Origin of the sequence: Nocardioides soli (assembly GCF_014191495.1) — a bacterium.
In the GTDB taxonomy this organism is placed as follows: Bacteria; Actinomycetota; Actinomycetes; order Propionibacteriales; family Nocardioidaceae; genus Nocardioides; species Nocardioides soli.
Genome location: NZ_JACHWR010000003.1, coordinates 538,377 through 552,512 on the forward strand (window position 1 = coordinate 538,377; position 14,136 = coordinate 552,512).

The window sequence follows — 14,136 nt, forward strand, 5'->3', positions numbered from 1 at the left end:
CACGACGTCGTCTGCCTCACCGGCTCCGACGGTTGAGGCCCCTCCTCAGGTGCGATCGGCGGTGCTGAAGCGCCCGTCGCCCTGAGGAGGGACAACTTGAAGTCTGCCGAGGAGATCATGGAAATCCTGGATGCCTACGACCTGACAGGGTCGTTGCGTGATGCCGGCGAGCTGGCCGGATGCTCGCACCACACGGTCAAGCACTACGTGGACCGCCGTGCTGCCGGGGGTGAGCTGGACAAGGCCGTGACTCGGCCGCAGTTGATCGATGAGTACCTGCCCAAGGTCGAGGAGTGGGTCGAGCGGTCCAAGGGCAAGGTCCGTGCCGACAGAGCGCACGAGAAGCTGCTCGCGATGGGCTACAAGGGTTCGGAGCGCACCACCCGTCGTGCGGTCGCATCGGTGAAGAAGTCATACCGGTCAGGACATGTGCGGGTCCACCGGCCCTGGGTCACCGAGCCGGGGATGTGGCTGCAGTACGACTACGGCGACGGACCTGTCGTCGACGGCGTCAAGACGGTTCTGTTCGTGGCGTGGCTGGCGTGGTCGCGGTTCCGGGTCGTGATCGCGCTGCGCGATAAGACCATGCCGTCCGTGTTCGCCGCGCTGGACCAGACCTTCCGCCGGTTGGGTGGGGTGCCGACCTACGTGCTGACCGACAACGAGAAGACCGTCACGACCGAGCACATCGCCGGGATCCCGGTCCGCAACGGACAGCTCGTCACCTTCGCCGAGCACTACTCGGTCGTGGTCCACACCTGTGTGCCGGCGGATCCGGCGTCCAAGGGCGGCACCGAGTCGTCGGTGAAGATCAGCAAGGCCGACCTGGTGCCCAAGGACACCAACCTGCGTGAGGAGTACGCGTCGTTTAGCGAGCTCGAGGAGGCGTGTGAGGCGTTCTGTCAGAAGGTCAACACCCGGGCTCACCGGACCACGAAGCGGCCACCGGTCGAGATGTTGGCCGAAGAGCGGACACGGCTACACCCGGTCCCGACACAGCCGCACACAGTCGCGTTCGGCACCACCCGGGTAGTGCCGGGCAACACGCCGATGGTGATGTTCGAGTCCGGCCAGTACTCGGTGCCACACACCCTGCTCGGCGCCACGGTGTGGGTTCGTGCCCAAGGACTCGGCGACGGCGAGGAGGTCGTCATCGTTCACGTCGGCGAGGACGGACCCGCCGAGGTCGCCCGCCACGCGCGCGCGACGCCGGGCACGCCGAGGATCAACGACGAGCACTTCCCACCGCAGCCGGAAGGTCCGTTGAACCGGCAGCCGCGAGCGAAGAACCCAGCGGAAGCCGAGTTCCTCGACCTGGGCGAGGGCGCCCGCCTGTGGCTGGTCGAGGCCGCTGCGGCGGGCACGCCGCGGATGAGGGTCAAGATGGCCGAAGCCCTCAGCCTGGCCAAGCTGTTCGACCCCGTCGAGGTCGACTGGGCACTCGGCCACGCCGCCGTCCACGGCCGGTTCGCCGAGGCCGATCTGTCCTCGATCCTCGACCACCACGCCCGGCAACCCGCTGTTGGCGAGCACCGTGCCGGCGAAGAACGGTCGCTGACCCAGGGCACCGCCGGATGGGCACGTCTCGGCCAGCACGACAGCCAGCACGACAGCCGCGAGGGGAACGAGGTGACCCGATGACGACCAAGACCACCACACCATCGATGGCGTCCGCGCCGCCGTTGCCGGCCGAGTTGGAGGACCTCTTGCGGCGGCTTCGGCTGCCCCACATCCGTCGCCACGCACCGGAGGTCGTCGCGACCGCGAAGGCCCAACGCTGGGAGCCCGCCGAGGTGCTCAAGGCTCTGTTCGCCGAGGAGGTCGCCGGAAGGGAACGCTCCGCACTGGCCACCCGCAGGGCGGCTGCGGGGTTCCCGACCGGGAAGACGTTCGATGCGTGGCAGCCCGAGGCATCCTCGATCCCGGCACCGACCCAGCAGGCACTCCGCACCCTGGAATGGGTCCACCGTCGGGAAAACCTCGTCGTGTGCGGGCCGTCGGGGACCGGGAAGACGTTCCTACTGGAGGCACTCGGTCACCAAGCCGTCGAGGCCGGGTTGAAGGTCGCCTGGTTCACCCTGGAAGACCTCGGGGTCCTGCTGCGCCGCCATCGTGCCGACGACACGGTGTCCAAGGCCATCGCCCGTGTGCTGCGCGCCGATCTCGTTGTCGTCGACGACATCGGCCTGTTGCCGGTCGCCCAGGATGCCGCCGAGGGGCTCTACCGGCTCGTCGACGCCGCCTACGAGAAGCGGTCGGTCGCGATCAGCTCGAACCTGCACCCGTCCGGGTTCGACGAGCTGATGCCCAAGACGCTGGCGACCGCCACCGTCGACCGGCTACTGCACCACGCCCACGTGTGCCAGACCAGCGGAGACTCCGTGCGACTTACCCAGGCACTCGCCGGCCGAGGGGTGAGTCCCTTGAGCTGAGTGCTCTGGTCGGTGGTGGCCGCAAGCCCACTGGGCAGATCCCATGGCCACCACCGGGCAGTTCTCGTGACCGTCAGCGGGCAGGTCTCACGACCGCCCCTGGGCAGTTCCTACTGTCCCTTGACATGCCATGAGGGACTGGACGGAGGCGAAATCTCGTAGAGAGTCCGCGGTCCGCGATTCAAGGTCGAGCGTGCCGAGTTGATGGGCCCGGGAGTCCACGTCGCGCCGGAGCTGCGGTTCACGGTCGCGACAAGCGGCCGATGCCGATCGAAGATATTCGTGAAGTCCAGATAGCGGCGCAGCTTGGTACGTCTGCAGCTCCCGTCCGGCAGCAGAACGCGACAGCGCTTCATCCAACAGTGCATCAAACCGCTCGAACACAGACGGCTCGCCATCGGGGTTGGGGTGTTCTTCATTTCGGCGCTGTGGGTTGGTAGTCGTGGTCTGGCCGCCAGCATCGGGACTGCAGCACGGCAAGGACAGGTCCCGAGGGCATCCGACGCGTCGCGGCAGGTTGTGATCCGCGGCCTGGAGGCGGAGCGTCGCGGTATCCGTCTCGACTGCGCTCGCCGAGGCTTCACTCTGGGCGACGGGTGGGCACACGACCCGAGTTCGTCATCGCGGTCCGCCCGCGGTTCGTGACCGAGGTGAGGGTCACGTGCGCGGGTCTGTCAAGTCGCCACGGGAGACGGCCCGTGGCACTAGCCTTCCATCGCCGCCTGCTCGGTGCCGTGGGGCACCGTCCCCCGCCTGCCCAGGAGCCGCCCTGATGTCACCTGCCCTCACCGCCGCACGCGCTCGCTTGACGGCCGTCCTCGGTCTCGCGGTAGCGGCGACCAGCCTCCAGGTGACCTCACCGGCTCCAGCAGCGGCGAACACGGAGGGCACGCACCTGGTCATCAACGAGGTGTCGGGCGGCAACGGCACCGGCACCGCGTCCACCGACGAGTACGTCGAGCTCTACAACCCCACGTCGGAGACGATCACCTTCACCGGCCGGATCATGTACAAGTCGGCCACGGGCAGCCAGTTCAGCGGCCAGGGGCCGGTGACCGACTTCGTCGTCGCGCCACACGGCTACTGGCTCGTTGCTGGGGCCAACTACAGCGGCACCGCTACGCCCGACTCACGCTACAGCTTCGACGTCTCAGCCTCCACGACGGCGGGCGGCCACGTCCTCCTCACCGGCACGACCGGGACGGTGACCGATCCGTACCTCGACCCGCTGAAGGTCGACCTGGTCGGGTGGGGCACGGCCAACAAGCCCGAGACGACCGCGGCGCCGTCACACCCGGCGGCCGGCGCGGCGCTGCGGCGTACGAACGGCCTCGACACCGACAACAACAGCGTCGACTTCGTGGTGGCCACCCGCTCGCCTCGCGGGTCCAGCACCAACGGCGCGGTGACGCTGACCAAGCCGACTGCGAAGTCGTTCCCGATCGGCACCGCCATCACGCCCTTCACCCTGCTCGCCGCGGGCGGGCTGGCGCCGTACACCTACGCGGTCAGCTCGGGCGCGCTCCCCACCGGGCTCACGCTCGGGTCGACGACCGGCCAGATCAGCGGTACGCCGACCGTGGCGCGGGCCGCCGAGGACGTCACCGTCCGGGCGACCGACGGCAACGGCGACCCGGTCTACTCGACCTTCTCGGTCGAGGTCACCCCCGACGTCGACCCCGTCGCGGTGACCAACCCGGGCAGCCGCTCGTTCACGGTCGGGACGGCCGTCACGCCGTTCTCGCTCGCGACCTCGGGCGGCGAGGCGCCGTACACGTACGCGGTCACCGGCGGGTCGCTGCCCCCGGGGGTCGAGCTCGACGAGGACTCCGGTGAGATCAGCGGTACGCCGACCGCCGCGGCCGCGGCCGCGGACGTCACTGTCACGGCCACCGACGCCCAGGGCAGCACCGGCGCCACGACGTTTTCGGTCGCGGTGTCCCGCGGCACGCTCACCACCGCGACGCCGACGATCGACGACACCACGCCGGCGGTCGGCGACGTCCTGACCGCGGAGCCCGGCGTCTGGGCGCCGGCACCGGTCACGCTGGCCTACCAGTGGCTCTCCGACAGCGCCGAGATCGCCGATGCGACCGACCCGAGCCTCACGGTCACCGCGGACCTGCTCGACACGGAGGTCTCCGTCCGCGTCACCGGCAGCAGGGCCGAGTACGAGCCGGCGGTGGTCACGTCGGCCACGACGTCCACGGTCGTCGAGGGCCAGGTCGCCTTCACCACCTCGCCCGCCGTCACCGGGACCCCGGCCGTCGGGCGGACCCTGACCGCCGGCGCCGGCACCACGGTCCCGAGCAACGCTGTCCCGTCCTATCAGTGGCGACGTGATGACGTGCCCATCGACGGCGCCACCGACGACGCCTACACGCTGGTCGTCGACGACCTCGGGCCGACATCTCGGTCACAGTGACCGCCTCCCACGCGGGGTACGCCGACGGGAGCGAGACCTCGCCTGCCCGCGGACCCGTGATGCGCGGGACCTTCCTCGCCGGGCCCACCGCCTCGATCGTCGGCACGCCGGTCGTCGGTGCCACGCTGACCGCCGGCACGGGTACGACCAGCCCCGCGGCCACGTCGTACGAGTACGCCTGGAGGGCTGACGGTGACGCCGTGGGCGGCGACACGGCCACTCTGGTGATGAGCCCGGCGATGGTGGGCAAGGCGATCACGGTCACCGTGACCGCTCAGCGTGATGGGTACGTGGACGCGACCGACGAGTCCGATCCCACGGACGAGGTCGCGCGGGCTACGTTCAGCACCGGCCCGACCGCCTCGATCGTCGGCACGCCGGTCGTCGGTGCCACGCTGAGCGCCGGCACCGGGACGACCAGCCCCGCGGCCACGTCGTTCGGCTACGCCTGGAAGGCCGACGGCGACCCGGTCGGGGACGCCGCCGGAACTCTCACCGTGAGCCCGGCGATGGCCGGCAAGGCGATCACCGTCACCGTGACTGCTCAGCGTGATAGGTACGTGGACGCGACCGACGAGTCGGATCCCACGGACGAGGTCGCGCGGGCTACGTTCGTCACCGGTCCGACTGCCTCGATCACGGGTACTGCTCGGGTGGGCGAGACCCTGACCGCGGGCACGGGTACGACCAGTCCCGCGGCCACGTCGTACGAGTACGCCTGGAGGGCTGACGGTGACGCCGTGGGCGGCGACACGGCCACTCTGGTGGTGACTTCGGCGATGGTCGACAAGGCGATCACCGTCACCGTGACCGCTCAGCGTGATGGGTACGTCGACGCCTCCGACGAGTCCGATCCGACCTCCGGGGTCGCCCGCGGAACGTTCAGCACCGGTCCGACCGCCTCGATCACGGGCACTGCCCGGGTCGGCGAGACCCTGACCGCGGGCACGGGTACGACCAGTCCCGCGGCCACGTCGTACGAGTACGCCTGGAGGGCCGACGGCGACGCCGTGGGCGGCGACACGGCCACCCTTGACGTGTCTCCGGCGATGGTCGACAAGACGATCACCGTCACCGTGACCGCTCAGCGTGACGGGTACGTCAACGCCACCGACGAGTCCGCCCCTACCGCCCCGGTGGAGCGGGCCACCTTCGCCACCGGGCCCATCGCGCGGATCGACGGCACCGCCCGCGTCGGGCAGGTCCTGTCCGCGTCGGCGGGCACCCCCATCCCGGCGCCCGACTCGCTCGGCTACCGCTGGTACGCCGGGGACGACGTCATCGTCGGCGCGACGGGGCCACGGCTGACCCTCACCGCTGCCCATGTCGGGCGGCGCGTGAGCGTCGAGGCGACCGCGACCAGGGCAGGGTTCGTCGACGCGGTCGCGCGGTCAGCGGCCACGGGCGCCGTCACCCCAGACTCCGCACCCGGGTTGAGCCTGCGCGTGCGCGTTCCACGGTCGGCCGGGAAGACCCCGGACGGCAGTCCAACCGCCCTGTCGCGTTCGCGGTTCACCATCGCCTGGGTCGCCAGTGGTCATGGGGACGACCTTGTCGTGCGCGGCACCGGTGCGCTGGATGAGCTCCTCCGGAAGCGCTTCGGGGTTGCGCCCGTCCCGGCGCGCGGGCAGATCGCGGTCCGGCTCACCCGCTTGGGTCTGCACCGCTTCCAGTTGATCGCGACCAGCTCCTCCGGCACCACCAGCGCAGCCGACGCGATCACCGTCGTTCGCCCGCCGACCCGCCTGACGGTCCAGGCGCCCAGGTACGCGAAGCCGGGCGCCCGGATCCGCGTCAGGGCCCAGGGGTTGGGCCGCGGCGAGCAGTTCCTGATCCGCGTGGCCGGCTCACATGCGATCACCGGTCGCGCCAACCGCGACGGGGTCGTCGTTCGCCGACTCGTCGTACCCGCCCGAGCGACCCCTCAGCAACATCTTCGGATCACCGTCTTCGGCAGGACCGACCGCAGGAAGGGGAGCACGGTCGTCGTGGTCCGGTGAGCCCCGGCCGGCGGCAGGTCCGCCCGGCGGTCGTCGCGTCGAACCGACCCGTCACCGCCGTTTCGGAGCACGGCCCCGAGCGGTCGCCCGATCGGTGCGGCGCCATCGGGTGGGCTGGCGACGGGCTCAGGCGGTGCCGCCGTGCTTGCGGATGAAGTCGAGGCTGGTCTGGGCGACCTCCTGCCAGCCGTGGTCGATGGTCAGCGAGTGGCCGCGCTCCGGGATCTCCGTGAACTCGGTGACGGCGGCGTTCTTGGCGTGCTTCTTGTACGCCGCGTGCGCGATCGCATGCGGCACCGTGTGGTCCTTCTCGCCGGAGATGATGAGGATCGGGCCGCGACCCTCGGCCTTGAAGTTCACCTTCGTCTCGCTGAACGGGTTCAGGTTCGCGACCGCGGCCTGGAAGATCGGGACGCCGGATGCCGCGACGTGGAACTCGTCGTAGAGCGCCTTGGCCTCGTCGTCCTCCAACGCGTTCGCCCAGCCGTACTTGAACTCGTCGAAGGTGAGCGTGACCGAGCGCCGGGCGTTGGCGGGGTTGCCCAGCACCGGCGACCCCGACTTCAGCGCGGACGCCGGGAGCGGCAGCACCCCGCGGCCGGGCGCGGGGTCGATCGCCACGGTGACGGCGGCCGCGCCCTCCCCGGCCATCTTCTGCGCGATCAGGCCTCCGAAGGAGTGACCGACCACCGCCGGCTTCCGGGTCAGCTTGCCGGTCGCCTCGAGGTAGTGGTCGGTGACCGCCTGCACCATCTTGTGTGCGAACGCGTCGGGGTTGTCGCGGGCCTCGGTGACCGTCTCGGGGTCGTCCGGCCAGCCGGGTGCGGCGGTCGCGTAGCCGGCCTCCTCGAAGAGCCGGCGCCAGCGATCCCAGCTGCTGGAGAGGAGCCACAGGCCGTGCACGAACACGACGGGCGGCCGCCCGCTGTCGTTGGCGGCATCGATCTCGGACTGTTCGCGGGTCGTGAGCGCCATGGCGCCTCCTGAGTCGGTCCTAGTGACGATAGACCCGATTCGCGGTCACGGCATCAGCCAGGGACCGCGGCCCGCTGGCCTCACTCCTCACCCGCTTCCCTCCTCTCGGCCTCAGTCGGAGGTCCGCCGGCCGCGAGTCGCATCAGGCCGGTGTCGACGTCGGTGATCGAACGCTCGGCACGGGTGGCGCCAGCATCCGGGCCTCTCAGCAGGGCACGCTGTCCCTCAGACCCCGGCACCCGACTCCTCGCTCCTCGACCCCGAGAGGCTCCCTAGACAGCCGGCCGTTCTCGCACATCCGGCGGGCAGTCGGTATTAGCATCCCGAACCGTCCATTCCGCGGAGGCGAACACCCGATGACGACTACCTCGGTCGAGCTCGTTCATGCAGGCTCGCCGGTCGCGTTGTCCCTACGCGCACCCACCGCGCCTCGAACGGGTGTTGCGCATGACATCCGCTACTGGCTGGTCCTGAGCGCGACCCTGGTCCGCATTCCGATGGCCGCGCTCCTCACCGTCACCATCGTCGCGGGCTCGGTCGGACTGAGCTGGGCGCTCATCGTCCTGTACGTCCTGACGGACATCGCCGACGGTCAGATAGCCCGGACCTTCGACTGCGATGACGCCCTACGCCGGGCCGTCGACGTCATCATCGACCGCGTCTCGATCCACGTGTTCCTGCTTGCCTGCTGCCTGACGCTCGGGACCGGGTGGATCGTCTTTGCTGGGCTCCTGCTGCGTGACCTTGCCCATGGCCTCTACAGCGCACGCCTTCTGCAGGCGAGGAACCTGGTGGTCGTCGGGGCGAAGTGGCACTCGATCTACGGGCTCAGCATCGCGGCGTACGTCGCCTACGCGATCTCGGTGGAGAGCATCCGGGCCGCTGCCGAAGTCGTCGTGATCCTCATCGGCGCCGCCGTGTTGGTCGACTATGTCCGCCGCGCTTCGCTGGAGGCCCGTCACTACCTCGCGGAGAGCCGAGAGATCCGTCCGCATGGCGTCCGCTACGAGGCGCGTCCGTGACCGCCGAGCCGAAGGACGAGCCCCACGTGGAGCAACGGAGCCGACCACGGGACGAGTCGAACGGTGGATCCCGGTCGAACCAGGTCGAGTTGGTGCCCGAGGCGCAGGTCGCCATCATCGCGTTCTTCGTGGTGATGTCGTTGTCGGGATACGCGGCGGCGACCTACGCGATCGACCGGAAGGCGGCACCGCCGTGGTACTTCCTTCCCGTCGTCGTGAGCACCTGCGCTCTCGTTCTGATCAGTTTCCGGGTCAACCGATTCCGGCACGGCTGGCGCAAGGCATCGGAACGGCTGGAGAGCCTGTTGGGACGTCTCGACCGGATTCTCGGCAGCCCTGACGATCGCGCCATCACTCTCCCGAAGCCCCGCGAGAGGACAGGCAGCGGATACCAGGTGATCGGGACCAACGCCGTCTGGCCGCGATCGCACGCGGTACGTGTCCAGCTGATGGGCATCTCCTCGGTGCTCTTCGTCGCCTGGATCACGGTGTACTCGGGTGGCCCGTTCGACAGTCCCGCCGGTCAGATCCTGCTGGCCCTTCCGTTGCTGTCGCCCGTGGTCGCGCGGAACGGAACGTCGGTCCTCGCGGTGTATGCGTACACGATCATCGTCGCGGTGGCGGTCGACAGGGCAGTGCCGAGCGATGGGTACCACCAGGACCGGACGTGGCTCATCGCCACCGTCATCATCGTGCTGGGCTTCTCGGCGGTCCTCGCGGCCCGGATCAAGCGCAACGAGAACCGGGCCCGGGCACAGCTCCAGCAGGCGAGTACGTCAGCATCCTGAGATCGACAGGCGAGAGGTGAGCCCGTTCCGTTATGCGGTGGCCGGCTGTGGGCAGCGATCACGTCGAACTCGCCCTACGCCAGGTGACGAAGGCTGAAGTCGTGCGACGGTCCGAACGCCGTTTTGGGGATGTGCCTCTCGGTCATGGCGCATAGCCTCCCGAGATGGCGCTATCGGAGGCCGGGGCCGCGATCATTGGTGCGGCCCTGGGCGCTGGCGGGGCCGTGACAGCCCAAGTCATCGGTTCGTTCTTCACCCTCAGGAAGGATCGCGAGCGCTTCGAGTGGGAGCGAGAGCAAGCCGATGCTGCCCGCGAGGCGGCACGCAAGTCTCGCTTTGCCGACGAGAAGCGATCCCTCTACGACGATGTCGTCACCGACATCGATCTCACGTTCGAGGCACTCGTCGACGCGGCCGAGCAGCGAGATCCCGGGAGGGAGGTCGTCAAGGCCTGGGCGGAGGGCAGCAAGAGCCGTCAGCATCCCAGATTGCAGCTCGTGGCGCCCGTGGTGGCGGATAAGCAGATCGGGGTGGGACTAGCGCTGTTCAACGTGGTTGATGCGCTCGACCACCAGTTCCAGAAGGGCGAATCCCCGCCCTCATGCAAGGGGGCGATGCCGGGCTTCGAGGACTTCAGCGCTGCGCTGGAAGAACTCCGTGAAGCCATGCGCGATGACCTCGGCATCGAGGTGCGTTGGGGTGCGAAGAGTGACTGATTGACCTCGCAGCGATGGCGTCGGAACGTACCGGGTGCGCAACGCTCTCGTCGAAGGTCCGCGGGCTCGGGTTCACGACTGCGGCCCGGATCACACCGCAAGGCCCTTGGTCCACCATGGGTCAGGACCCAAGCCCCTCCCGAGAACGAGTGTCGCGTGTGAGCCTGAGCGCGAAGCCGGACAGCCGGCCCGGGATGCACGTGTGGGCGAGGTGAGCGCGATGTGGGACTGGAATGACGGGCACATGAACGACGGTTGGAGCGTCGCCATGACCCTGGGGATGCTGGGGATCTGCCTGGTGCTCCTCACCGGCGTCCTGGTCGCGGTCGTGTGGGCCGTCCGGTCCGCCGGCGCGCCCACGGCGGGTCCCGGAGCCGCGACACCACCCGCAGTCCGCGCACCAGGTGTCTCGGGGGATGCGCACCGGATCCTTGCGGAGCGACTGGCCCGCGGCGAGATCGACGCCGACGAGTACCGAGCCCGACTCGAGGCCCTCGACGGCCACGCCGCGCCGTCGAGTCCGTAGGGGATCGTCAAGCGAGCCGGGCGACGACCTGCCACGAGCCGAAGCCTTAGCGCCCGCTGGCGGTCAGGACAGCTCGACGCGGTACACGTACCACGAGCCCAGGTAGCGGGCACGGACGACCTCGACGACGCGACCCGAGCCGTCGGTCGACTCGCGCATCGCCTCGATGAGGGCGGTGCCGGGGTCGACCTCGAGGGTGAGCGCGTCCTCCTCCGAGCAGTTGATCGCGCGGAGCGTCTCGCGGGCGCGCCGGGGCGCATACGGCGAGCGCTCCAGGCGGGCGTACAACGAGAACGACGGCTCGAGCACGCCGTCGTCGTCCAGGCCGATCGCGTCGGCGACCTCGTAGGGCAGGACGCTGTGCTGCGTGCCGACGGGGGTGTTGCCGACCAGGCGCCGGCGGACCAGCTCGTAGAGTCGGGAGTCGGGCCGGTACGGCTCGTGCAGGGGGTCCTCGGTGGCGGCGACCTCGCCGCGTGACAGGAGCTGCTGTCCAGGCTTCATTCCGAGACTGGTGACGTGGTCGGTGAAGCCACCGAGTCCGTTCAGCGGCCGGTCCAGCGGGGTGGAGGTCACGAACGTGCCCTTGCCCTGCTGCTTCACCACGAGACCACGGTCGGCCAACGTGTCGAGGGCCTTGACGACGGTCGCCCGGCTCAGCCCGTAGGCATTCGCGAGGGAGTGCTCGGGGGGCAGCAGGCTGCCGACCTCGAACTCGCCCGCGCTGATCTGCGACGTCAGGACCTCGGCGAGCTGTGCGTAGAGCGGTGGGTCGCCAGCGCGACGCGAGAGTCGGATCATCGCGACCTCCTTCGGTTCCTGTCGCGCGTAGGCGACAACGTATCGTGCGAACGGTCCGGGCTCGGGGCGCTCCCGCGCTCGGCGCCCGGGTTCTGCATTCGACGCGAGAAGTTCGCGCCAGGGTCTTGCGGATCTTCCAGTTCGACCCCAAGAATATGCCAAGTTGACCGGTCAAGTGGTCAACCTGACTGGAAGGGTCGTCCATGCGCCACGCACTGTCGATCGTCACGCTTGGCGTTGCCGACGTCGATCGCGCCGTCGCCTTCTACGAGAAGTTCGGGTGGCGACGGTCGGAGGTCTCCGATCCCGCGATGTGCACCTTCGTCATCACGCCCTCGACGGTGCTGGGGCTCGTGCCCTTCGCGCTGCTCACGGCGGATGCACAGCTCGGGACCGAGCTCGAGAAGGCGCCGAGCTTCGGCGGTTTCACGCTGGCCGTCAACGGGCACAGCCCCGCCGACGTCGACGAGATCATCGAGATCGCGCGGGCCGCGGGCGCGACGATCCACCAGGAGCCGGGGGAGCGGGACTGGGGTGGCTATCCCGGCTACTCCGCGTACTTCCTGGACCTCGACGGCTACCCCTGGGAGGTTGCGTACGCGCCGTTCCTGGACCTCGACGCCGAGGGCCGGTTCGTGCTTCCCGAGGGCTCGAGCGCATGATCCTCACCGAGCCGCTGCTCGAGGTCCGCGATCTCGAGGTCACCTTCGGACATATCCAGGCGTTGCGTGGTGCCTCGCTCACCGTGGGGAAGCACGAGATCGTCGGGCTGGTCGGTGACAACGGCGCCGGCAAGAGCACCCTGGTCAAGGCGATCTCCGGTGTCCGGCCCGCCGACTCGGGGCAGATCTACGTCGAGGGCGCGCCGGCCACGCTCGGCTCGCCCGCCGCCTCGCGCGACCTCGGCATCGAGGTGGTGTACCAGGACCTCGCGTTGGCCTCCCACCTCGACTCCGTGGAGAACCTGTTCCTCGGACGCCAGCTGCGCAGGGGCGGCGTCCTCCGCGCTCTCGGCTTCGTCGACCGCGCCGAGATGCGCCGCGTCGCGACCGAGACGTTCGTGACCCTGAAGATGACCGTGAAGGACCTCTCGACCCCGGTCGGGGACCTGTCCGGTGGTCAGCGGCAGGCGGTCGCGGTCGCCCGGGCGGCGCACTGGGCCGAGCGCCTGATCATCATGGACGAGCCGACCGCGGCGCTGGGGCCCGTGCAGACCGAGCAGGTGGGCAAGATGATCCGGCGCGTCCGCGAGCACGGGCTCTCGGTGCTCGTGGTCAGCCACGACCTCCCGCAGGTGCTCGACATCTGCGACCGCGTCGTCGTCTTCCGGCACGGACTGGCGGTGGCGAGCGTCGCCTCCGGGGACATCGGGGTGCGAGATCTCGTCGATCTGATGAGCGGCGCAGAGGCCGCGGATGAGGAAGAGCTGTGATGTCGTCGTTGTCCGTCGCCGACCTGAGGAAGCGGATCCTCTACCGCGGGTCGCCGGCGCTGGTCTGGTTCACGCTGGTCGTGCTGCTCGTCGTCTTCAGTGCGATGGCGCCCGGGCTCTTCACGAGCAAGGTGAACATCAGCAACATCCTGTCGGACGCGTCCATCCTGATCGTCCTGGCGGTCGCGGCGACGCTGATCCTCGCCGTCGGTGACTTCGACCTGTCGATCGGCGCCGTCCTCGTCTTCTCCGGAATCCTCGGCGCGAAGGTGATGATCGCCTGGGACGGCGGGGTGGGCACCGGCATCGCACTCGGCCTCGTGGTGTGCCTGGTGAGCGGGGCCGCGTGCGGTGCGCTCAGCGGCGCCCTGGTCGCCTACGCACGGATCCCGTCCATCATCACCACCCTCGGTGTGATGGGGCTCCTCACCGGTGCGAGCAACCTGATCACCGGCGGCGTCGATCTCCGGGGCCTGCCCCCCGAGCTGACCCGGAACATCGGCAACCGGTCGTTCGGGGACGTCGTCTCGTTGCCGACGATCGTCGCCTTCGTCGTGGCGATCATCGTCGCGGTCATCATCCGCTCGACCGTGTTCGGCAGGAACACCCTGGCGCTCGGCTCGAACGCGGAGGCGCTGCGACGCGTCGGCGTCGACGTCCGCTTCCACCGGATGAAGGTGTTCGCGCTGGCCGGCATGTGCTACGGCCTGGCCGGGTTCCTCTCGCTCGCCAAGTACTCGACGACCACGATCGCCGGCCACAGCAACGACATGCTCCAGGCCTACACCGCGGCGATCCTCGGCGGCTCCAGCCCGTTCGGCGGCGTCGTGACGGTCGTCGGGACCGTGGTCGGCGTGTTCATCCCGACCACGCTGCAGAACGGGTTCGTGGTGCTCGGTATCGACCCGTTCTGGCAGCAGGTCGCCGTCGGCGGCGTCCTCCTCGTGGCGGTCTTCGTCCAGACCTACCGCAAGAACCAGCGCTAGAGCCTGCGCGCTCGGGCCGTTGGCCCACTTCTC

At 69.5% G+C, this 14,136-nt stretch carries 13 protein-coding genes; 11 read left to right on the forward strand and 2 right to left on the reverse strand.

Going from position 1 to position 14,136, the window contains the following annotated elements:
• Positions 1-96 precede the first annotated feature (96 nt).
• The 4 genes from istA to FHU40_RS21440 all read left to right on the forward strand — a co-directional run bounded on the left by istA (position 97) and on the right by FHU40_RS21440 (position 6,857).
• Positions 97-1,641 (forward strand): IS21 family transposase, encoded by a 1,545-nt coding sequence (gene istA / locus FHU40_RS21425; protein WP_064075337.1) that lies wholly within the window; start codon positions 97-99, stop codon positions 1,639-1,641.
• Positions 1,638-2,432 carry an IS21-like element helper ATPase IstB gene (gene istB, locus FHU40_RS21430; RefSeq protein ID WP_183591811.1) on the forward strand — a complete coding sequence of 265 codons (795 nt, stop codon included), beginning with the start codon at positions 1,638-1,640 and terminating at the stop codon, positions 2,430-2,432. The genes istA and istB overlap by 4 nt, the downstream gene beginning before the upstream one ends.
• A gap of 772 nt (positions 2,433-3,204) precedes the next feature.
• A complete protein-coding gene (locus FHU40_RS21435) occupies positions 3,205-4,857 on the forward strand; it encodes a putative Ig domain-containing protein (protein ID WP_183594370.1) in 1,653 nt (550 codons plus the stop codon).
• Positions 4,854-6,857: a hypothetical protein gene (locus FHU40_RS21440; RefSeq protein ID WP_183594371.1), complete on the forward strand. Its 2,004-nt coding sequence runs from the start codon at positions 4,854-4,856 to the stop codon at positions 6,855-6,857. Before FHU40_RS21435 ends, FHU40_RS21440 begins: the two co-directional genes overlap by 4 nt.
• A 126-nt stretch (positions 6,858-6,983) precedes the next feature.
• Here FHU40_RS21440 and FHU40_RS21445 read toward each other — a convergent pair whose 3' ends face one another.
• On the reverse strand, positions 6,984-7,832 hold the full coding sequence (locus tag FHU40_RS21445) for an alpha/beta hydrolase (protein WP_183594372.1): 849 nt from the start codon (positions 7,830-7,832) through the stop codon (positions 6,984-6,986).
• Positions 7,833-8,188: 356 nt separating this feature from the next.
• Between FHU40_RS21445 and FHU40_RS21450 the strand changes: the two genes are divergently transcribed.
• The 4 genes from FHU40_RS21450 (at position 8,189) to FHU40_RS21465 (ending at position 10,884) form a co-directional block, all read left to right on the forward strand.
• On the forward strand, positions 8,189-8,854 hold the full coding sequence (locus FHU40_RS21450; RefSeq protein WP_183594373.1) for a CDP-alcohol phosphatidyltransferase family protein: 666 nt from the start codon (positions 8,189-8,191) through the stop codon (positions 8,852-8,854).
• Positions 8,851-9,642 (forward strand): hypothetical protein, encoded by a 792-nt coding sequence (locus FHU40_RS21455; protein ID WP_183594374.1) that lies wholly within the window; start codon positions 8,851-8,853, stop codon positions 9,640-9,642. The genes FHU40_RS21450 and FHU40_RS21455 overlap by 4 nt, the downstream gene beginning before the upstream one ends.
• Positions 9,643-9,806: 164 nt before the next feature.
• Complete coding sequence (locus tag FHU40_RS21460) at positions 9,807-10,358, forward strand: hypothetical protein (RefSeq protein WP_183594375.1); 552 nt, start codon at positions 9,807-9,809, stop codon at positions 10,356-10,358.
• Between the two features lie 220 nt (positions 10,359-10,578).
• A complete protein-coding gene (locus tag FHU40_RS21465; protein WP_183594376.1) occupies positions 10,579-10,884 on the forward strand; it encodes an SHOCT domain-containing protein in 306 nt (101 codons plus the stop codon).
• 63 nt (positions 10,885-10,947) lie between these two features.
• On the opposite strand, the gene FHU40_RS21470 is transcribed toward FHU40_RS21465, so the two are convergent.
• Positions 10,948-11,685 (reverse strand): GntR family transcriptional regulator, encoded by a 738-nt coding sequence (locus FHU40_RS21470; RefSeq protein ID WP_183594377.1) that lies wholly within the window; start codon positions 11,683-11,685, stop codon positions 10,948-10,950.
• A 203-nt stretch (positions 11,686-11,888) separates the two neighbouring features.
• On the opposite strand from FHU40_RS21470, the gene FHU40_RS21475 reads away from it, so the two are divergent.
• The 3 genes from FHU40_RS21475 to FHU40_RS21485 are packed head-to-tail and all read left to right on the forward strand — an operon-like array spanning position 11,889 to position 14,103.
• Positions 11,889-12,347 (forward strand): VOC family protein, encoded by a 459-nt coding sequence (locus FHU40_RS21475; RefSeq protein WP_183594378.1) that lies wholly within the window; start codon positions 11,889-11,891, stop codon positions 12,345-12,347.
• Positions 12,344-13,117 (forward strand): ATP-binding cassette domain-containing protein, encoded by a 774-nt coding sequence (locus tag FHU40_RS21480; protein ID WP_183594379.1) that lies wholly within the window; start codon positions 12,344-12,346, stop codon positions 13,115-13,117. The genes FHU40_RS21475 and FHU40_RS21480 overlap by 4 nt, the downstream gene beginning before the upstream one ends.
• Positions 13,117-14,103 carry an ABC transporter permease gene (locus FHU40_RS21485; protein ID WP_183594380.1) on the forward strand — a complete coding sequence of 329 codons (987 nt, stop codon included), beginning with the start codon at positions 13,117-13,119 and terminating at the stop codon, positions 14,101-14,103. The genes FHU40_RS21480 and FHU40_RS21485 overlap by 1 nt, the downstream gene beginning before the upstream one ends.
• Positions 14,104-14,136: the final 33 nt, after the last annotated feature.

Coding starts and splice junctions, on each gene's coding strand:
- FHU40_RS21465 (WP_183594376.1), top strand. CDS start 10,579: ATGTGGGACTGGAATGACGGGCACATGAACGACGGTTGGAGCGTCGCC.
- FHU40_RS21445 (WP_183594372.1), bottom strand. CDS start 7,832: ATGGCGCTCACGACCCGCGAACAGTCCGAGATCGATGCCGCCAACGAC.
- FHU40_RS21470 (WP_183594377.1), bottom strand. CDS start 11,685: ATGATCCGACTCTCGCGTCGCGCTGGCGACCCACCGCTCTACGCACAG.
- FHU40_RS21485 (WP_183594380.1), top strand. CDS start 13,117: ATGTCGTCGTTGTCCGTCGCCGACCTGAGGAAGCGGATCCTCTACCGC.
- FHU40_RS21435 (WP_183594370.1), top strand. CDS start 3,205: ATGTCACCTGCCCTCACCGCCGCACGCGCTCGCTTGACGGCCGTCCTC.
- istB (WP_183591811.1), top strand. CDS start 1,638: ATGACGACCAAGACCACCACACCATCGATGGCGTCCGCGCCGCCGTTG.
- FHU40_RS21475 (WP_183594378.1), top strand. CDS start 11,889: ATGCGCCACGCACTGTCGATCGTCACGCTTGGCGTTGCCGACGTCGAT.
- FHU40_RS21480 (WP_183594379.1), top strand. CDS start 12,344: ATGATCCTCACCGAGCCGCTGCTCGAGGTCCGCGATCTCGAGGTCACC.
- FHU40_RS21460 (WP_183594375.1), top strand. CDS start 9,807: ATGGCGCTATCGGAGGCCGGGGCCGCGATCATTGGTGCGGCCCTGGGC.
- FHU40_RS21450 (WP_183594373.1), top strand. CDS start 8,189: ATGACGACTACCTCGGTCGAGCTCGTTCATGCAGGCTCGCCGGTCGCG.